The organism is Pedococcus sp. P2_F6 (genome assembly GCF_056403675.1).
In genome coordinates this window covers 562,946-579,577 of the sequence record NZ_JBFUEZ010000004.1, presented here as the reverse complement: position 1 = coordinate 579,577, position 16,632 = coordinate 562,946, and the positions used below count along the sequence as shown (strand labels likewise).

At 71.5% G+C, this 16,632-nt stretch carries 16 protein-coding genes; 4 read left to right on the top strand and 12 right to left on the bottom strand.

What is annotated here, in order from left to right; all coding sequences use genetic code 11:
* Positions 1 to 14 precede the first annotated feature (14 nt).
* Positions 15 to 1,016, bottom strand: coding sequence for a DUF8094 domain-containing protein (locus AC1DWP_RS14090; RefSeq protein ID WP_477615099.1), 1,002 nt, complete (start codon positions 1,014 to 1,016; stop codon positions 15 to 17).
* Positions 1,013 to 1,753 carry a hypothetical protein gene (locus AC1DWP_RS14085; protein WP_477615098.1) on the bottom strand — a complete coding sequence of 247 codons (741 nt, stop codon included), beginning with the start codon at positions 1,751 to 1,753 and terminating at the stop codon, positions 1,013 to 1,015. The genes AC1DWP_RS14090 and AC1DWP_RS14085 overlap by 4 nt, the downstream gene beginning before the upstream one ends.
* 147 nt (positions 1,754 to 1,900) lie before the next feature.
* On the opposite strand from AC1DWP_RS14085, the gene AC1DWP_RS14080 reads away from it, so the two are divergent.
* A complete protein-coding gene (locus AC1DWP_RS14080; protein WP_477615097.1) occupies positions 1,901 to 2,542 on the top strand; it encodes a TetR/AcrR family transcriptional regulator in 642 nt (213 codons plus the stop codon).
* Between the two features lie 58 nt (positions 2,543 to 2,600).
* Here AC1DWP_RS14080 and AC1DWP_RS14075 read toward each other — a convergent pair whose 3' ends face one another.
* From AC1DWP_RS14075 to AC1DWP_RS14040, 8 genes are all read right to left on the bottom strand, one after another.
* Positions 2,601 to 4,340 carry an acyl-CoA mutase large subunit family protein gene (locus tag AC1DWP_RS14075; RefSeq protein ID WP_477615096.1) on the bottom strand — a complete coding sequence of 580 codons (1,740 nt, stop codon included), beginning with the start codon at positions 4,338 to 4,340 and terminating at the stop codon, positions 2,601 to 2,603.
* A gap of 192 nt (positions 4,341 to 4,532) precedes the next feature.
* Positions 4,533 to 5,048 carry a MarR family winged helix-turn-helix transcriptional regulator gene (locus AC1DWP_RS14070; RefSeq protein ID WP_477615095.1) on the bottom strand — a complete coding sequence of 172 codons (516 nt, stop codon included), beginning with the start codon at positions 5,046 to 5,048 and terminating at the stop codon, positions 4,533 to 4,535.
* 10 nt (positions 5,049 to 5,058) lie between these two features.
* The gene (locus AC1DWP_RS14065; protein ID WP_477615094.1) at positions 5,059 to 5,802 is read right to left on the bottom strand and encodes an ABC transporter ATP-binding protein; all 744 of its coding nucleotides are present in this window, start codon (positions 5,800 to 5,802) and stop codon (positions 5,059 to 5,061) included.
* Positions 5,795 to 6,670, bottom strand: coding sequence for an ABC transporter ATP-binding protein (locus AC1DWP_RS14060; protein WP_477615093.1), 876 nt, complete (start codon positions 6,668 to 6,670; stop codon positions 5,795 to 5,797). Before AC1DWP_RS14060 ends, AC1DWP_RS14065 begins: the two co-directional genes overlap by 8 nt.
* Positions 6,671 to 6,690: 20 nt before the next feature.
* Positions 6,691 to 9,810, bottom strand: a complete 3,120-nt coding sequence (locus tag AC1DWP_RS14055) for an FtsX-like permease family protein (RefSeq protein WP_477615092.1) — start codon at positions 9,808 to 9,810, stop codon at positions 6,691 to 6,693.
* A 177-nt stretch (positions 9,811 to 9,987) separates the two neighbouring features.
* On the bottom strand, positions 9,988 to 10,296 hold the full coding sequence (locus AC1DWP_RS14050) for a thiamine-binding protein (protein WP_477615091.1): 309 nt from the start codon (positions 10,294 to 10,296) through the stop codon (positions 9,988 to 9,990).
* A gap of 64 nt (positions 10,297 to 10,360) precedes the next feature.
* Positions 10,361 to 11,368, bottom strand: a complete 1,008-nt coding sequence (locus tag AC1DWP_RS14045; RefSeq protein WP_477615090.1) for a GNAT family N-acetyltransferase — start codon at positions 11,366 to 11,368, stop codon at positions 10,361 to 10,363.
* Positions 11,369 to 11,437: 69 nt separating this feature from the next.
* Positions 11,438 to 12,940 (bottom strand): serine/threonine-protein kinase, encoded by a 1,503-nt coding sequence (locus AC1DWP_RS14040; RefSeq protein ID WP_477615089.1) that lies wholly within the window; start codon positions 12,938 to 12,940, stop codon positions 11,438 to 11,440.
* Positions 12,941 to 13,042: 102 nt separating this feature from the next.
* Here AC1DWP_RS14040 and AC1DWP_RS14035 point away from each other — a divergent pair, with 102 nt between their 5' ends.
* The gene (locus AC1DWP_RS14035; RefSeq protein WP_477615088.1) at positions 13,043 to 13,510 is read left to right on the top strand and encodes a group II truncated hemoglobin; all 468 of its coding nucleotides are present in this window, start codon (positions 13,043 to 13,045) and stop codon (positions 13,508 to 13,510) included.
* A gap of 68 nt (positions 13,511 to 13,578) precedes the next feature.
* Here the strand turns inward: AC1DWP_RS14035 and meaB are convergent, their stop codons facing one another.
* Together meaB and AC1DWP_RS14025 are read right to left on the bottom strand one after the other, a co-directional pair.
* Positions 13,579 to 14,541, bottom strand: a complete 963-nt coding sequence (meaB, locus tag AC1DWP_RS14030; protein WP_477615087.1) for a methylmalonyl Co-A mutase-associated GTPase MeaB — start codon at positions 14,539 to 14,541, stop codon at positions 13,579 to 13,581.
* Entirely contained in the window at positions 14,542 to 15,765 is a 1,224-nt protein-coding gene (locus tag AC1DWP_RS14025) for an acetyl-CoA C-acetyltransferase (protein WP_477615086.1), read from the bottom strand. It abuts the gene before it with no gap.
* A gap of 272 nt (positions 15,766 to 16,037) precedes the next feature.
* Here AC1DWP_RS14025 and AC1DWP_RS14020 point away from each other — a divergent pair, with 272 nt between their 5' ends.
* Together AC1DWP_RS14020 and AC1DWP_RS14015 are read left to right on the top strand one after the other, a co-directional pair.
* Positions 16,038 to 16,310, top strand: a complete 273-nt coding sequence (locus AC1DWP_RS14020) for a hypothetical protein (RefSeq protein ID WP_477615085.1) — start codon at positions 16,038 to 16,040, stop codon at positions 16,308 to 16,310.
* On the top strand, positions 16,310 to 16,627 hold the full coding sequence (locus AC1DWP_RS14015; RefSeq protein ID WP_477615084.1) for a hypothetical protein: 318 nt from the start codon (positions 16,310 to 16,312) through the stop codon (positions 16,625 to 16,627). Before AC1DWP_RS14020 ends, AC1DWP_RS14015 begins: the two co-directional genes overlap by 1 nt.
* Positions 16,628 to 16,632: the final 5 nt, after the last annotated feature.

Below are 16,632 nucleotides of genomic sequence, written 5' to 3'. Positions count from 1 at the left end.
GCGGTGATTGTCCCTCACGCGCCCTTGGCCGAGAACAGCACCTCGTCGACGGCGACGAGCTGCGCCTTCCCCTCGGCCGGCACGGTGAACACGACGGTCTCGTAGGACTTGAGTTCGGCGCTCTTGGTGAGGGTCTTCTTGCGCACGAGTCGTTGGAAGTCGGCGCTGGGCGTGAGCGACTTGCCGCCGGGGCGCAGCGTGATCGTGTCAGTGCGTTCCAGCAGGCCGAAGACGAGGGCTCCACCACCGCGCAACGCGATGGCGACCGTGCTGTCCGGCTCGACGGTGTGCGTCTGCTTGAGGGTGGCCAGCTTCCCGAAGGTCTTGGCCTGTTCGGCCGCGTGGGCGCGGATCGCCGTGGAGAACGGCTCCGCCGCGTCGACGTGGGGGTCGGCGACCGGCTTGGGGAAGGCGAGACTCGCGGCATACCCCTTGAGCAGGTCGGCGGGCTGCACCGCGAGCCTGGTGGCCGGGGTGACCATCGGCGAACCCGTGGTCAGCGAGTCGAGAGCCGCCACCGTGGCGCCGGGCTGCATGGGCGCGGCGGCGCTGAGCCGGAACGGCGTCCTGGCGTCCGGCGAGACCAGGAGGTTCAGCACCGCGCCGTTCTCCGCCGTGGTCGTCTGGGCGAGGATCAGGCGGGGCCAGCCCGTGCCCCGCGAGACCCCGAGGACCTTGGGCGGCTCGGTGCGCCTCATCGGTGCGGCGGTGGGGGTGGCACCCGTCTGGAGTCGGCTGGCGGCGTTGGCGACCGCGAGGGCGCTGCCCGTGAGCGCCTCCGCGCGGAGCGTCGCGGCATCGGCCGGCTTCGCTGCGCCCGCGTCGGCGGCCTTGGTGAGGACCCGGCTGGCGATGGCTTCGGCACTCTGCGCCGAGATCGGCGCCGTGGCGGCGGCCTGCTTGGGCGCGTCGTGCACCCCCACCAGGCTGGAACCGGCACCACAGCCCGCCAGCACCAGGCTCAGGGTCACGCCCAGGGCGCCCACGAGCGCAGCGCGAGGGGTCGAGCCGCTCATGCGCGCACCTCCTCGGTGGGCGCGTCGGTCCCGTTGCCTTCGGTCGGGGCTGGGGTCGAGTTCTCGGTCGGCCCCTCGGTGGGGCCCTCGGTCGGCCCCTCGGTCGGGCTCTCGGTGGGGCCCTCGGTCGGGCTCTGGGTGCGACGCGGCCGGTTCTGCCACAGTCCAGCTCCACCAGCCGCGGCGGCCAGGAGGCCGACGAGCGTGACGAGCAGCGCCTGGAAGAACCAGGTCCGGCGCTCGACGGTGACCGTCAGCGAGCTGAGGTCGACCGGCTTGCCATCAGGTGCGGCGATGACGACCGACTCGGGGGCTCCGGCCTGGTCGACCGTGAGTCGCACCCTGCCCTCGCCGGTGGCGGTCTGGCGCCAGATGTCGGCCGTGTCGAGCTGGGGCGCAGCGCCGGCGCCGGACCGCGACTGCACCAGGCTCCAGTCCCTCACGTGGGCCCCGCTGACCGAGGTGTGGTCGGCGGCACCGACGATCGCCTTGGCGTCCGTGGGGCTCGTCCGGCCCATCCAGATCTGCGTCCCCGAGGGGCCAACGGCCGTGATGCTCACCGGGCGGTCGACGCGGTTGAGCACCGACGGTTCGATGACGACGACAGCGCCCTTGGGGGGAACGGACCGGAGCACGGCGCTCCCGGAGGACCCGAGGTGGACGGTGAACCAGGCTCCGACGACCAGGAGCACGAGTCCGATCACGGTCACCGCGGCGAAGAGCGCGCGTTTGGCCACAACCGACACAGTAGAAATCCTTACGTGAGTGGGCCGACACGCGGGAGCTCCCCGCAGTCGGCAATCACACCACCATGACCCAGGTTGGTCCATGACGACAAATCCCCAACGCCTGAAATCACGTCGTCGGTGGCATGATCGCCCGTGATGACCTCACGTTCACGGCACGACCGAAGTCGCCGCCCCGGGCGCCCCCGTGAGGAGGCGACCGAGCAGGCGATCACCGCGGCGGCGCGACAGGTGCTCGCCGACAAGGGCGTGGCCCGGATGTCGATGGAGCACGTTGCCGCCAAGGCGGGTGTGGCCAAGAGCACGCTCTACCGGCGCTGGCCCTCGAAGGTCGAGCTCGCCGTGCACGCCGTGGCCGCGACCTTTGACGAGATCGAGATCGAGGACAACGGCTCGCTGGCGGCCGACATGCGCGCCGGCATCGGCGAGGCAGCGCGGCTGCTGCGCGACCCCTCCACCGGTGGTGCGTATGCCGCGTTGCTGGCCGAGTCGGCCCGTGACCCCGAGGGGGTCGGCCAGAAGGTGCGGGAGTCCCTGTCGACGCGCTTGCACGCCCTGGTGGCGACGTCCGTCGAGCGCGCGATCGGCCGCGGCGAGATCCGACAGGACATGATCGACGTCGACTTGCTCGCCGACGTGGTCGTCGGCTCGGTCATGCACCGCGCCCTGGCGACGGGTGAGCCCGACGAGGCCTTCATCGACGGCCTCATCGCCCTGCTGGCCGACGTGGCCTACGCGCGGCTGCGGCGCGAGCAACGCGAGCCCGCCGGGGAGCCCTGACCCGACGCTCCCGATCCGGCGCGCGGCACAAGGCCGCCACGCGGCATACCCCGGTCGGTCAGAAGCGGGCGGGCTCGCGGTAGACGCCCCACTCGTCGCGCAGCGCGTCGCAGATCTCGCCCAGCGTCGCCTCGGCGCGCGCCGCGTCGAGCATGGCGGGCACCATGTTTCCGCTGGTGCGGGCCACCTCGACCATGTGCTGCACGGCAGCGCGCACGGCGTCCTCGTCGCGGTCCGTCTTGCGCGTCTTGAGAGTGGCGACCTGCTCGCGCTCGACCTCGTGGCTGACGCGCAGGATCTCGAGCTCGTGGGTGACCGAGGCGGTGTGGCAGTTGACGCCGACGACCTTCTTGTCTCCCTTCTCCAACGACACCTGGTACTGGAAGGCGGCCTCGGCGATCTCGGACATGAACCAGCCGTCCTCGATGCCGCGCAGGATGCCGGAGGTCATCGGGCCGACCGCGTGGTCGACGCCACCCTCGGCGTTGCGGGGCTTGCCGAGCTCACCCATCGCCCTGATCTTGTCGAAGATGGCTTCGGCTTCGGCCTCGATCTTGTCGGTGAGGGCCTCGACGTACCAGCTGCCCCCGAGCGGGTCGGCGACGTTGACGACGCCGGTCTCCTCCATGATCACCTGCTGGGTGCGCAGGGCGATCTCGGCAGCCTGCTCGCTGGGCAGCGCCAAGGTCTCGTCGAGCGCGTTGGTGTGGAGGCTGTTGGTGCCACCCAGGACAGCCGCGAGCGCCTCGACAGCGGTCCGGACCACGTTGTTGTAGGGCTGCTGCGCCGTGAGCGACACCCCGGCGGTCTGGGTGTGGAACCGCAGCCACTGGGCCTTGTCGGTCTTCGCGCCGTAGGTGTCGCGCAACCAGCGAGCCCAGATCCGGCGGGCGGCACGGAACTTCGCGATCTCCTCGAAGAAGTCCAGGTGGCTGTCGAAGAAGAAGGACAGCCCGGGGGCGAAGGTGTCGATGTCGAGGCCGCGGGAGAGCCCTAGCTCGACGTAGCCGAACCCGTCGGCGAGGGTGAACGCGAGCTCCTGCGCAGCCGTGGAACCGGCCTCGCGGATGTGGTAGCCCGAGACCGACAGCGGCTTGTAGTCGGGGATGTTCTCGGCGCAGTACTCCATCAGGTCGCCGATCAGGCGCAGGTGCGGCTCGGGGGCGAACAGCCACTCCTTCTGGGCGATGTACTCCTTGAAGATGTCGGTCTGCAGCGTTCCGTTGAGGACGCCCAGGTCGACACCCTGGCGCTCGGCGGCGACGAGGTACATGCAGAACACGGGGACGGCCGGACCGCTGATCGTCATCGACGTGGTGATGTCCTCGAGCGGCAGCTCGTTGAACAGCACCTCCATGTCCTTGGCGGAGTCGATCGCGACGCCGCAGTGGCCGACCTCGCCGAGGCTCATCGGGTCGTCGGAGTCGCGCCCCATCAGGGTGGGCATGTCGAAGGCCACCGAGAGGCCACCGCCCCCGCGCTCCAGGATCATCTTGTAGCGCTCATTGGTCTGCACCGCGTTGCCGAAGCCGGCGAACTGCCGGATCGTCCAGGTGCGGCCGCGGTAGCCCGTCGGGTAGAGACCTCGCGTGAAGGGGTACTCCCCCGGCCAGCCGATCCGCTCGGGCACCTCGGAGCCGTCGGTCGGCCCGTAGACGGGCTCCACGGGCATCTGCGAGAGCGTGGTGAAGTCTGCGTCGCGCACCTGCCCCTTGGCCTGGGCTGCGTCGTAGCGGGCCTGCCAGCGGGCAGCGCCGTCGCTCGTCGCGGGGGTGGTGGGTGCGGGGTTCTCGGGCATGGCGCCAATTTACTAGGACGTCCTAGTAAATGTCACGCCAGAGCTCCCCCACCCACCCCCGCCCCACCCTTTATCGGGTCTAGGGACAAACGTCGGCTTCACCCCAGAACCGTTTCGGGGTGAAGTCGACCCAAGTCCCTAGACCCGATAAAGGTGGGGGGTGGGTGGCTCGGGGTATGCCGGGGGGCTGGGTCAGGCGTCGAAGTCGGCGGCGCCGACGCGCACCTTGCGGAGCAGGTCGAACAGCTGTTCGTGCTCGGCGGCGGTCAGCATGCCGAGACCGAACTTCTCCTTGACCAGGTCAGCGGTCGCGGCCTCCATGGCCTCGCGTCCTGCCGGCGTGATCACGGCGAGGGTGCCTCGACCGTCATCGGGGTTGGGCAGGCGTTCGACGAAACCCTGGGCGTCGAGGCGCTGGATGATGTTGGTGGCGCTGGTCGGGTGGACCATCAGGCGCTGGCCGATCTTGCTCATGCCCAACCGGCCGTCGCGGCTGAACGCGAGCAGCACCAGCGCCTCGTAGCGGGCGAACGTCAGGCCGTGCCTGCCGACCAGGGCGTCGTAGTCCGTGATCAGCAGCTGCTGGACGCGCATGATCGACGTCGCGCTCGCCATCGCCAACGGCTGGGAGGTGCGCCCCCAGCGTCTGGTCCACAGCTGGGCCGCGCGCGTGATCGGGTCGAACGGCAGGCGAATGGGCTTCGGCACGCGCAGCAGGCTAGCCCGCAGGGAGTCGGACGGTCTCGAGCTGTCCATCATCGAGGCGGATCTCACCGTCCGCCTCCTCGGCGGCCTCGGGGTCGTGCGTGGCCATGATGACGATCGCGCCCCGCCGAGCCTCGGCCCGCAACAGCGCCAGGACGCGTTCACGGTTGTCGTGGTCGAGCTCGGAGGTGGGCTCGTCGGCGAGGAGCACCGTGCCGCGCAGGGCAAGGCCACGAGCGACGGCCACCCGCTGCTGCTGGCCACCGCTGAGCTCCTCGGCCAGGTGGCTGCCGGACTCGTGCAGGCCGACCGACTCCAGTGCCTCCTGAGCCCGACGCCCGGCCTGGTCGGAGCGCACCCCCCGCGCCAGCAGCGGCAGTGCGACGTTCTCCTGGGCCGAGAGGAGCACAGCGAGGGCGCTTCCCTGCGGGATGACCTCGATGCCGAGTCGCGCGGCCTGGGCCCGGTCCCGGACGACGTCGTCGCCGAGGCGCACCGTGCCCTCGCTGGCCACAGCGCCACCGATGGCCCACAGCAGCGAGGACTTCCCGGCACCACTGTGACCGGTGACCGCGATGAACTCCCCGGCATAAGCCTCCAGGTCCGCGCCCGCGACGGCGACCGTGGACCCGTAGCGCACGGTGACGCCCTCGACCCTCAGGGGCGGCGACTCGACGCGCCCGAGGGCTCGGTCATCCCCCAGCCGGCCGTCGTCGATCGCCCCGCTGTCCGTGGACCACTCGCGCCGGTCACCCACCCGCCTCACCCCTGCCTTCCGGAATCAGCGTCCAGACACCGTCGACCTCGTGCACGCGCACCAGGGCGCCCGGGGGGAACGCCCCCACGGCTGCGGGCGGCAGGGGCAGCGAGCCGTCCGCGGACACCACGGCATACTCCTCGCCGGAACGGCCCTCGCCCCCGACGCGGCCGTCGCGGATGGTGACCGTCCTGGGCAGCCGCGCCGCCACCTCGGGGTCGTGGGTCACGACCACCACGGTGGTCCCCCACTCCTGGTTGACCCGGTGCACCGTGTCGAGCACGAGGTCGCGGGACGAGTGGTGCAGCTGGGAGGTGGGCTCGTCGCCCAGCAGCAGGCCCGGCCTGCTTGCGAGTGCCACGGCCAGGGCGGCGAGCTGCAGCTGACCGGGCGGCAGGGAGTCCAGCGGTGCGGTCGCGGCGTGGCCCAGACCCACGAGCTCCAGCACCTCTCCGGGAGGCGGCACGTCGCGGCCGGCCCTGCGCGCGGAGGTCTGGGCGAACTCGACGTTCTGGCGGGCACTGAGATAGGGCAGGAGGTTGCGGGCAGCGCCCTGCAGGACCAGCCCCACCTCCGCGGCCCGGAACCGGTCGAGGTCGGCTTCGGTCATCGTCGACAGCTCGTGATCGCCGACCAGCACGCGCCCTGCGCTGGGCCGCATGAGCCCGCCGAACAACGTCAGGAGGGTCGACTTACCGGCGCCGGACGGCCCCAGCAGCCCCACCACCTCTCCGGGGTGGACCGTGAGGTCGACGCCGGACAGGGCGGCCACGTCATGGCCCTCGGCGCGGTAGATGTGGACGAGGCCGCGCGTGGTCACCCGCAGCCCCCGAGTGGCCACCCCGGTCCTGTCGCTCGTGGCGGTCACAGGGACTCCGTTCGTGGCGGTCACAGGGACTCCCGGATCCGGTTCAGGGTGATCCTGCGACCCGCTCCCACTGCGGCCAGCCAGCCGACGGCGACGAGCACCGCTGCGGCCACGACGGCGGCACCGACGATCGCCACCGTGGCCGGCTCCAGCTCCAGGGCCGGCACGGGGTCGGCTGAGCTGTCGAACAGTGGGACCAGTGGCATGGCGACGAACGAGCTCACCGTGCCGCAGACGACCCCCACCACGGTGCCGACCAGGACGAGCACCACTTGCTCGCGCACCAGGGATCTCCGCAGGGCCTTGAGCGGGACGCCGGACATGTGGAGGGCAGCCAGGTCACGGGCGACCACGCGCCAGCCCGTGACCGTCATCACGAGGACCACCAGGGCCGCGAGGAGCACCCCCATCGCACCGGTGAAGGCAGCCAGTCGCAGGCCCTGGGCGGAGGCGGACTCGTCGAGACGGTCCTTGGCCGCGGTCACACTGTGCCTTGCGAGGATGCCCACCCCTTGCGCGCGGAGGCCTTGGGCCACGGCGTCGGCCCTTGCGGGGTCGGCGACCCAGACGGACAGGGTTCCGCTGTCGGGAAGGCGGCCGCCCAGCCGGGCCAGCGTCTCGTAGTCCACCAGGACTCCCTGCTTGCCCAGGACCGGCAGGGTGGAGACCGTCTGCTGGGCGGCGGCCGTGAGCGGTGCACCGTTGATGCCGATGGCATCGAAGCCCTCCGCGGTCCCGCCAGGCGGCACGGGGCCGGCCAGCAGCCCCGGCAGGACCGCTGGGACGTCGGCGTGGGAGAGCTCGAGCGCAAAGCCGGTGCTGACGAGCTCCAGGGCGAGCGTGTCGCCGGCGGCCGGCACCTGCTTCAGGACGTCGCGGCTGCTCGTGGCCGGCGCGACGAACGGGTTCCACTGGGTGGGGGCCGCGACGTCGAGCGACTTCCCGTCAAGGCCGAGCCCCGTGATGCTCAGCGTGCCGCTGACCTCGCTGACCTGCTGGTCGGTCTTGCGGAACTCCAGCCCGTCGAGCCGGCACCCGTCCGGGCAGAGCAGCAGGGCGTTGAGCGCTCGGGAGCCCTTGCCCTGCAACGGGATCTGCCCGATGACCCGGGTGAGCCGCTGACCCTGCGGTGTCGTCACGGAGATGCGCAGCTCCGAGGGCTCCTCGGACCCCGGGCCCACGCCGGGTGGCAGCGGGCTGCCGGACTGGCCGCTGGGCCGCTGGCTCGTCTCACCCTCGGGCGTGGTGAGGTCCCAGGCGACGCGTCCAGTGACCCGGGTGCCGACGAGGTGCACGGGCGCAACGTCGGGAGGTGCCAGCTCGCCGAGTCGGTAGGACTCGCCCGGCGGGGCGAACGACGTCTCCTCGAAGTCCTTGGTGACCACCGCCATCGTCGCGGTGGCGCCCCGGTCGGTCCACCGGACGATGGCCACCGGACTCGCCTCGGCGCCGGTCGGGTCGATCGCCCGCACGGTGGCCAAGAGGCTGGCGGGGTTGCGGCTGTCGGTGTCGATGACGGCCGGTGCGCCGGTCTGCACCTGGGCACGAGCTGTCCAGTTGCGATCGCCCACGACGAGCGCATTGGCGGCGAACACGGTCAGCGCAACCGCGACGCTGACCACGGTGACCACCTTGCGCAGCGTGGGTCGACGTTCGAGACCGAAAGCGGTGAGGGCGGGACCGATCCGCCCCCGCCGCAGGTTGGCACGACCGCTGGCGGCCGCGACCGGGACCGCCAGCCGTGAGGCGACCAGCCCGGCGGCCAGGGCGATCAGCGTCGGCGTCACGAGAGCCAGCGGACCCTCGAGCGAGCCGGTGGCCAGACCGATGAGCCCGAAGGCGGCGAGCGCGACGGCGAGGACGTCCACGATGCCGAACGCGCGGACGCGTTCGCGCGACACCCGCCGGAGCAGGGCCGACACGGTCTGCTGCTGGACCGGCCTGGCCGCCAGCCAGATCGCCACGGCGCAGACGACCGCCGACGCAGCCAGGGCTGCAACCGAGGACCACGGCACCTCGAACGGGACCCCGTCGGGCAGGAGGAACCACCGGACGAGGGTCGTCAGGAAGAGCGCCAGGAGGAATCCGACGGGCAGCCCGAGGGCGACTGTCACGGCGAGCTCCCCCATGACGATCCGGCCGGCGCCCTCCCTGCTGCGGCCACGCAGTCGTGCCAGGGCCACCTCGGGGCGTCGCTGCTCCACCGCTGCCTGGGCGACCAGAAGCAGGATGGCGGCCGCCAGCAGCCCGAGCTGTGCCATGAGGAGCGGAACGATGACCTGCAGCTGGTGCTGGCCCACCCGGATCCCGTCGATGATCGAGGGCAGCTGGGTCTCGACGAGCGCGCCGTCGATCCCCTGCCCCGCGACGCGGTTGCCGCCCCTGGCTGCCAGGACGTGGGAGATCTGCTGCAGGTTGCCCAACGTGAACAGGTCCCGGCGCAGCGGGAGGGTCAGCGAAGCCTGCGCCACGCTCCAGTCCTTGGTGAACGTCGCCTCGGGTGTCACGAAGTCGTCGATGGCCGGCACCTGCTCGGTCCCCACGTCGACCAGCGACCCGGACTTGCCGTCGAGCTGGGTCCGGAGCCAGTAGGCCTCGTCGGGGACCACCTCGTAGGCCCCGACCACGGTGAGGATGGTGGTGGGTTTGACGCCCTGGCCGAGGCCTGGAACCGAGGTCTGGAAGGTCTTGCCCAGAGGCCACTTCCAGGCGGCCAGGTCCTTGGCGGACACGAGGACCTCACCGACCGCCTTGGGGCAGGCACCCGTCGTGATGGTGAGGTGCTCACACACGCGGTCTCGCGCGACGAGGTCGCCCGGCGACGGCTTCAGCCCGGCTCGCGGCACGATGTCGATGGCATCCGACAGCTGGCCGATGGGCTCGCCGTAGAGCACCCGCACCGACACGGGGACGTTGCCTGCGAGGTCGGCACTCCCGAAGTCGGGGTTCGCCGTTCCTCGGCCGCTCCGGACCACGAGGGCCGTGTCGGCGACGCTCGCCGCGTTGATGCTCGTCCGCAGCAGCGACTGCTCGAGCGCCCGCTGGTACAACGGCGCGAAGACTGCACACGTGGCGATCAGGGCCGACAGCAGGACGAGGACGACCGCCTGGGCCCGGCGATATCTGATCGCAGCCCACATGCCGTCAGTGCCTCCATGCTCCCGCGCGTCCCGGTGAGTTCCCTTGGGCACCGGCAGGTCTCGCCCGCGTCCCGTTCGACCCTAAAGGGGATTCATCCGACAGGGGAGCACATTCCGGCAACGATCGACGCGCAAGCGGGCCGACTGCCGCAGGGTTTTGCGGAGGGAGCGCCCCGGCTACTTCTGGGCGTCGATGGCTGCCTCGAGGCGGTCGAGCTTGGCGGTGAGCTCACCGGCATACCCGTCCCGGATGTCGGCCTTGAGCACGAGGCTCACCCGCGGCCCGAACGCGGCCACGGCGTCGACCGCACCCTTGACCACGGCCATCACCTCGTCCCACTCCCCCTCCACCTCGGTGAACATCGAGGAGGTGCGGTGCGGCAGGCCCGACTCCCGCACGACGGTGACGGCGGCGGCGACCGCCTCACTCACCGAACCGGCGGAGTCGGCGGGCACGGACGGGGCGACGGAGAAGGCAACCAGCATGACCCCACCGTATGCCGCGTGGCCGGCACCGCGGCATGCGCCCCGTCCGGGTGCCGCACGCCGCTCAGGCCTCGCGGAGCAGGAAGGCCGGGGCCACCTCGACGGCACGGAAGCCGAGGCTCTCGTTGATCGACACCATGTAGCCGTTCTGCTCGGCGTTGCACGTCACGATGCGCGTGCGTTCCGGGCCGATCCGGGTCTGCAGCTCCTTGAGGCCGCGCGCCTTCATCGCCATGCCCAGGTGGTGCCCCCGGTGCTCGGCCGTGACGAGCGTGCCCCACTGCCAGACGTTGGGCAGGTCCTCGGGCGGGATGACCAGGTCGCTGAACCCGACCACCTCGCCGGCATCCGTGACGGCGAGGGTCGAGATCTTGCGACGACCCATGCGCCGGCGCTGGTCCTCGTGGATGCGGACCAGCTCGGGCGTGAGCGACTCGGGCTCGAACTCGAGCTCACCACCGGGCGCCTCGACGGCGAGCTGGTTGTGGGCCGCGCACATCGACGGCAGCAGCTCATCGGGGACCGGGTCGTCGAACGTCACGATGCGGTAGCCCTCGTGGTGCTGAGCGGCCTCGTTCATCACGGCGTCGAGGTCGATGTCCTCGACCGGCAACGTCCGCACCCGGCGGATCTCGGTGTTGGCGAGGGCGAAGCCGTTCTTCTCGGCGAACCGGCGGTAGGGGTGGTCCTCGCGACGGTCGAACGGGTAGGAGGTCTCCATCACCAGGTCGGTGCGGTGGTCCGCACGGCAGATCGCGACGAGCTCGGCGAGGACCGCTGAGCCGATGCCCCGGCCACGTCGCTGCGGCTCGACCCACGGCATCAGCCAGGACAGGTGGGTGTTGTCGTTGGTCGCGGAGAACGCGATGCCGGCGCCGACGATCTCCTCGCCATCGACGGCGACCACGCAGTCCTTGCGTTCGGAGGGGTCCTCTTCGGTGAGGTCGATGCGCATCTCGTCCAGCCCCCACGTCGTGGCGTAGGGACGCTCGAAGCGCTCGGCAGCCTCGCCGATCTCGTGGAAACGGACAAGCTCCGTCTCGTCGAGAGGGTTGAGTCTGCGGATCTCCATCCCTCGACGGTAGGCCCGCGGACTCGTGGCCCGCCAATGGTTTTCGGCGTGGCGCTCAGGGCGCAGGGGTCACTGCAGGGTGTCGCTGTCGATCAGCCAGGAGTCGCCGTCCCTCACGACGGTCAGCTTGTGGGTCTCGTCGCTCTTGCTGTCGTCCTGCCTGGTGAAGGTCAGCGATGCCGTCACCACGCCGGTGTCGGCGTTGGACTGCACGTCACCGACGTCGACCGACTTGATGCCGCTCCAGAACGCCTCGTAGCCCGCCCGACCCTTGGAGTCCTGCTGCATCTTCGGGGTCAGCTGGGCGAACGTGTCGTCCCGCTTGCCCTGCTTCGTGACGTCCCGGTAGTAGGACTCGATGAAGCGGGTCAGCTGCGCGTCGGACTTCGGTGGAGCGGTCGTGGTCGTCGACGTCTTGCTGGTCGTGGAGCTGGACGAGCTCGACGAGGAGCTCGACGGCGTCTCGGTCTGGGTCTGGGTCGACGTGACGGTGGTCGTCCTGCCCGTGTTGGGGGTCTGGCTGCCGAAACCGTCGGTGAGCGCGTAGGCGATGCCGAGCCCGATCAGGGCGAGGACCAGCAGGGCAACCACCCAGCCCAGTGCGCGGGGACGCTCGTCCCCGCGCGGCTCGGCCTCCCGGGGCGGGTATGCCGTGGGCGGCGGCAGGGGCGGCGTCTCCAGTCGCTGGGTGGTCTCGAGGGGTGCGGCCAGCACCTCCGTGGCCCCGGCGGCGGCAGCCCCCGCTCCGGGGAGGACGGCTCCCGCGGGCAGGGCCATGGTGGTGTCGCCGGCCGCGATCCGGCCCAGCCGTTCGGAGGCGGTGGCCATGTCCCAGCGTTGTGAGGTGTCGTGGTCCATCATGGCCGCGATGGCGCCACCCAGCGGGCCGGCCTGCTCCATCGGGCGGGCCTCACCGCGCGCGATGGCCTGCAGGGTGGCGAGCGGGTTGGCCTGCGACTCGTAGGGCGGCTGGCCCTCCACCGCGTAGTACAACGTCGCCCCGAGGGCCCAGACGTCCGTGGCGGGAGTCGGGTCGCCCCCTCGCGCCAGCTCGGGCGAGAGGTAGCCGGGTGTGCCGGTCATGAACCCCGTCTGGGTGAGCTGGTCGTCCGTGTGTGCGCGAGCGATCCCGAAGTCGCTGATCTTGGGAGTGCCCACGTTGTCGATGAGGATGTTGCCCGGCTTGATGTCCCGGTGCACGATCCCCCGCTCGTGCGCACGAGCGAGGGCACTCGCCACGGCGGACCCGATCGCCGCGACCCGCGTGGGCGGCAGCGCGCCGACCTCGTGGATTTTCTCGGCCAGGCTCTGCCCCTCGACGTACTCCATGACCAGCCAGTGCGAGTCGTTCTCGTCCACGACGTCGAACACCCCGACGGCGTGGGCGTCGTTGAGGGAGGCCGCGATCCGGGCCTCGCGCATGGCCCGTGCCGCCGCCGCGGGCTCGCCCGGGAGCGCACCGATCTGCTTGATGGCCACCTCGCGGCCCAGCACGGTGTCGCGTGCCAGCCAGACCGTGCCCATGCCACCTCTGCCGATGGAACGGAGCACCTCGTAGCGTCCGGCAATCACCTGGGGCTGCACTCTGGTCCTTTCGGGTCGGGTCCGGGCTTCACCCTATTCGCCACGGGTGCACCTTGACACTCCACGTGACCCTCGTGCGAGGCTGCCGGGATGCGGCCGAGCCTGTACGAGTTCGCCGGGGGCGACGAGGCCTTCCTCGCCCTGGCCCGCGCGCACCACGAGCGCTGCGTCGCCGATCCGCTGCTCAACCACCCGTTCAGCAAGGAAGACCTCAACCCCCAGCACGTCGAGCGGCTCGCCGCCTACTGGGCCGAGGTACTCGGGGGCCCACCACGGTTCTCGGAGCAGCTGAGCGACCAGTCGTCGATGCTGCGGATGCATGCCGGCAACGGCCCGGGGATGCTCGAGCTCGGGCCGCTGTTCGTGGAGTGCTTCGTCGCGGCCGCCGACGACGTGGGACTCCCCGGTGACCCCGAGTTCCGGTCGGCCCTGCGGGCCTACATGGAGTGGGCCGTCGCCGACGTCAACGAGTTCCACGACGAGGACGCGACCGTGCCCGACGGCCTGGGTATGCCGCGCTGGGACTGGGACGGCCTGGTCACCTCCGGCCGCGACTGACCCCGGGCCCGTTGTCCGGACGATCCGCCGTCACAGGACCCGGCGGTCCCCGAACGGCGGGAGGCGACTCAGGCGAGGGCGTCGACGATCTGGTCGGCCGCGGCATACGGGTCGGTCGTGCCGTCCACGACGGCGGCGGCGAGCTCGTCGACGCCGTTGCCGTGCCGCAGGTCGCCCATCTTGGCGCGCAGGGCCTGGAGCGCGATCGACTCGATCTCGTCGCCGGCGCGACGGATGCGGCGCTCGCGCAGCGCGCCGGACCCCTCCATCCAGGCCGTGTGCTTCTCGATCGCCTCGATGACCTCGTCGACGCCCTGACCTTGCTGCGCAACGGTCTTCAGCACGGGCGGGCGCCAGAGGTTCGGTTCGGTGCGGTCGCCCAGGGAGATCATGTGGCGGATGTCGCGGACCGTGGCGTCGGCCCCGTCGCGGTCGGCCTTGTTGACGACGAAGATGTCGCCGATCTCGAGGATGCCCGCCTTGGCCGCCTGGATGCCGTCACCCATGCCGGGCGCGAGCAGCACGATGGTCGTGTCCGCGAGTCCCGCGACCTCCACCTCGGACTGACCCACCCCGACGGTCTCGACCAGGATCACGTCACACCCGGCGGCGTCGAGCACCCGCAGCGCCTGCGGCGTCGTCCACGAGAGCCCACCCAGGTGGCCTCGACTGGCCATCGAGCGGATGTAGACGTCGGGGTCGAGAGCGTGGTCCTGCATGCGCACCCGGTCGCCGAGGAGCGCGCCGCCGGAGAACGGCGACGAGGGGTCGACGGCGAGGATGCCGATTCGCTTGCCCTGTGTGCGAAGGGCGCCGACGAGCGCATTGGTGGACGTGGACTTGCCCACGCCAGGACTGCCGGTGATGCCGATGATGTGGGCCTTGCCGGTGTGTGGCGCGAGTGCTGCCATCACCTCACGCAGGGCCGGGTGACCGTCCTCGACGAGGGAGATCAGCCGCGCGACGGCACGAGGCGACCCTGCCCTGGCCGATTCGACCAGGGCAGGGACGTCGACGGTGCGGGGGGCCACTCAGGCCTTGGCGTCGGTGGTGGCGTCGCTCTTGGGCACGCGCACGATGAGGGCGTCACCCTGGCCACCGCCGCCACACAAGGCGGCCGCGCCGACGCCGCCGCCGCGGCGGCCCAGCTCCAGCGCGAGGTGCAGGGCGATCCGGGCGCCGGACATGCCGATCGGGTGTCCGAGGGCGATCGCGCCACCGTTGACGTTGACCTTGTCCACGTCGATGCCGAGCTCCTTGGCCGAGGCCAGCCCGACCGCGGCGAACGCCTCGTTGATCTCGACGAGGTCGAGGTCGGCGGGCGTGATGCCCTCGCGCTCGCACGCCTTGGCGATGGCGCGCGCGGGCTGCTGCTGGAGGGTGGAGTCAGGGCCCGCAACGACCCCGTGGGCGCCGATCTCGGCGATCCAGGACAGGCCGAGCTCCTGGGCCTTGGTCTTGCTCATGACAACGACGGCGGCGGCGCCGTCGCTGATCTGGCTGGCCGTGCCTGCCGTGATGGTGCCGTCCTTGGAGAACGCCGGGCGGAGCTTGCCGAGGGTCTCGGTCGTCGTGTCGGCGCGGATGCCCTCGTCGGTCTTGAACTCCAGCGGGTCGCCCTTGCGCTGCGGGATGGAGACAGTGACGACCTCGTCGTCGAACAGCCCGTCCTTCCAGGCGCGCGCCGCGAGCTGGTGGCTGCGGGCCGCGAACTCGTCCTGCTGCTCGCGGGTGAACTCCTGGTCGCCGGTGTTGGCCTGCTCGGTGAGCAGCCCCATGGCCTGGTCGGTGAAGGCGTCCCACAGGCCGTCGAAGGCCATGTGGTCGCGCATCTGCACGTCGCCGTACTTGAAGCCCTCGCGGGACTTCTCCAGCAGGTGCGGGGCGTTGGTCATCGACTCCTGGCCGCCCGCGACGACCACGTCGAACTCACCGGCGCGGATCAGCTGGTCGGCCATCGCGATGGCGTTGATGCCGGAGAGGCAGACCTTGTTGATGGTCAGCGCCGGGACGGACATGGGGATGCCGGCCTTGGCGGCGGCCTGCCGGGCGGGGATCTGGCCGGCGCCGGCCTGCAGGACCTGGCCCATGATCACGTAGTCGACCTGGTCGGGGCTCACGCCTGCCTTCTCCAGGGCGCCCTTGATGGCGAAGCCACCGAGGTCGGCGCCTGAGAAGTCCTTGAGCGAGCCGAGCAGGCGGCCCATGGGCGTGCGGGCACCCGCGACGATGACGGAAACGGGACGATCAGACATGGTGACAAGGCCTCCAGCGCCATTGGGGACTACCTGCGTTCACTCTAATGCGGCGCCCGGCGCCAGGACCCGCCAGGGCAGGTGGTCCTGACCACACTCCGGTATGCCGCGAGGTGGCCTCCCAGCGGGTCCCGGGTCCCCGGCGCCGGACCGGATGAGCCCCGTCGAAACCTTGTCGCGGCCGCGGCCGAGGTCCATCCTTGGATGGGGGCCGTGCCCCCACCGGGAGCGGCGGCTGACTCAGCCGGCCGGCCGATCGTGAGGAGCGGGCAATGGGCGGACGTGTGGTGCGCAGACGGTTCTGGGCCGAGGTCGTCCTCGCGGGGATCGGCACCGTGCTGGCCGTCGTGACAGCCCTGGTGCCCGACTGGATCGAGCGGCTCGGCGGTGAGGGCGGAGACGCGGGCAGCGGCGGGACCGAGCGTGCGCTGGCCCTCGTCTTCCTCGCGGCAGCCGCCGTGCTGGCCGTCCTGGCCCGGGTGGAGTGGCGCCGCCCGATGGCTCCGGCGCTGGCCCGCAACGGCTCAGGGGGCGATCCGGACTGATGGCCACCAAGCGGCGAGCCGGCTCCACGGAGGCCACCCACGAGGGTGCCGACGCCCTCTCGGGCACGCATGTCCGTCCGCGCAGGAAGCGGGACAAGGCCCGCGAGGACGCCCTGGCCGGAGCCGAGGCGGCCGAGGGCCTGCCCGCCGGAGCCGAGCCCGACCTCGGCACACCGATGAGCGACAGGGACCTGGACCAGCGCGACCGGCAGCAGTCGGCCAAGCGCAAGAAGCCAGGGCCCAAGCCCCCCGAGACACCCCCGGCCACACCCGTCGCTCCGGCGGCATCCGCTCCCCCGCCGAGCGACCCGGAGTGAGCGCC

Excerpts from the sequence above, each read along its gene's own strand:
- AC1DWP_RS14020 (WP_477615085.1), top strand. The coding sequence starts at position 16,038 with ATGGGCGGACGTGTGGTGCGCAGACGGTTCTGGGCCGAGGTCGTCCTC.
- AC1DWP_RS14045 (WP_477615090.1), bottom strand. The coding sequence starts at position 11,368 with ATGGAGATCCGCAGACTCAACCCTCTCGACGAGACGGAGCTTGTCCGT.
- AC1DWP_RS14035 (WP_477615088.1), top strand. The coding sequence starts at position 13,043 with ATGCGGCCGAGCCTGTACGAGTTCGCCGGGGGCGACGAGGCCTTCCTC.
- AC1DWP_RS14055 (WP_477615092.1), bottom strand. The coding sequence starts at position 9,810 with ATGTGGGCTGCGATCAGATATCGCCGGGCCCAGGCGGTCGTCCTCGTC.
- AC1DWP_RS14025 (WP_477615086.1), bottom strand. The coding sequence starts at position 15,765 with ATGTCTGATCGTCCCGTTTCCGTCATCGTCGCGGGTGCCCGCACGCCC.
- AC1DWP_RS14075 (WP_477615096.1), bottom strand. The coding sequence starts at position 4,340 with ATGCCCGAGAACCCCGCACCCACCACCCCCGCGACGAGCGACGGCGCT.
- AC1DWP_RS14080 (WP_477615097.1), top strand. The coding sequence starts at position 1,901 with ATGACCTCACGTTCACGGCACGACCGAAGTCGCCGCCCCGGGCGCCCC.
- AC1DWP_RS14090 (WP_477615099.1), bottom strand. The coding sequence starts at position 1,016 with ATGAGCGGCTCGACCCCTCGCGCTGCGCTCGTGGGCGCCCTGGGCGTG.
- AC1DWP_RS14050 (WP_477615091.1), bottom strand. The coding sequence starts at position 10,296 with ATGCTGGTTGCCTTCTCCGTCGCCCCGTCCGTGCCCGCCGACTCCGCC.
- AC1DWP_RS14015 (WP_477615084.1), top strand. The coding sequence starts at position 16,310 with ATGGCCACCAAGCGGCGAGCCGGCTCCACGGAGGCCACCCACGAGGGT.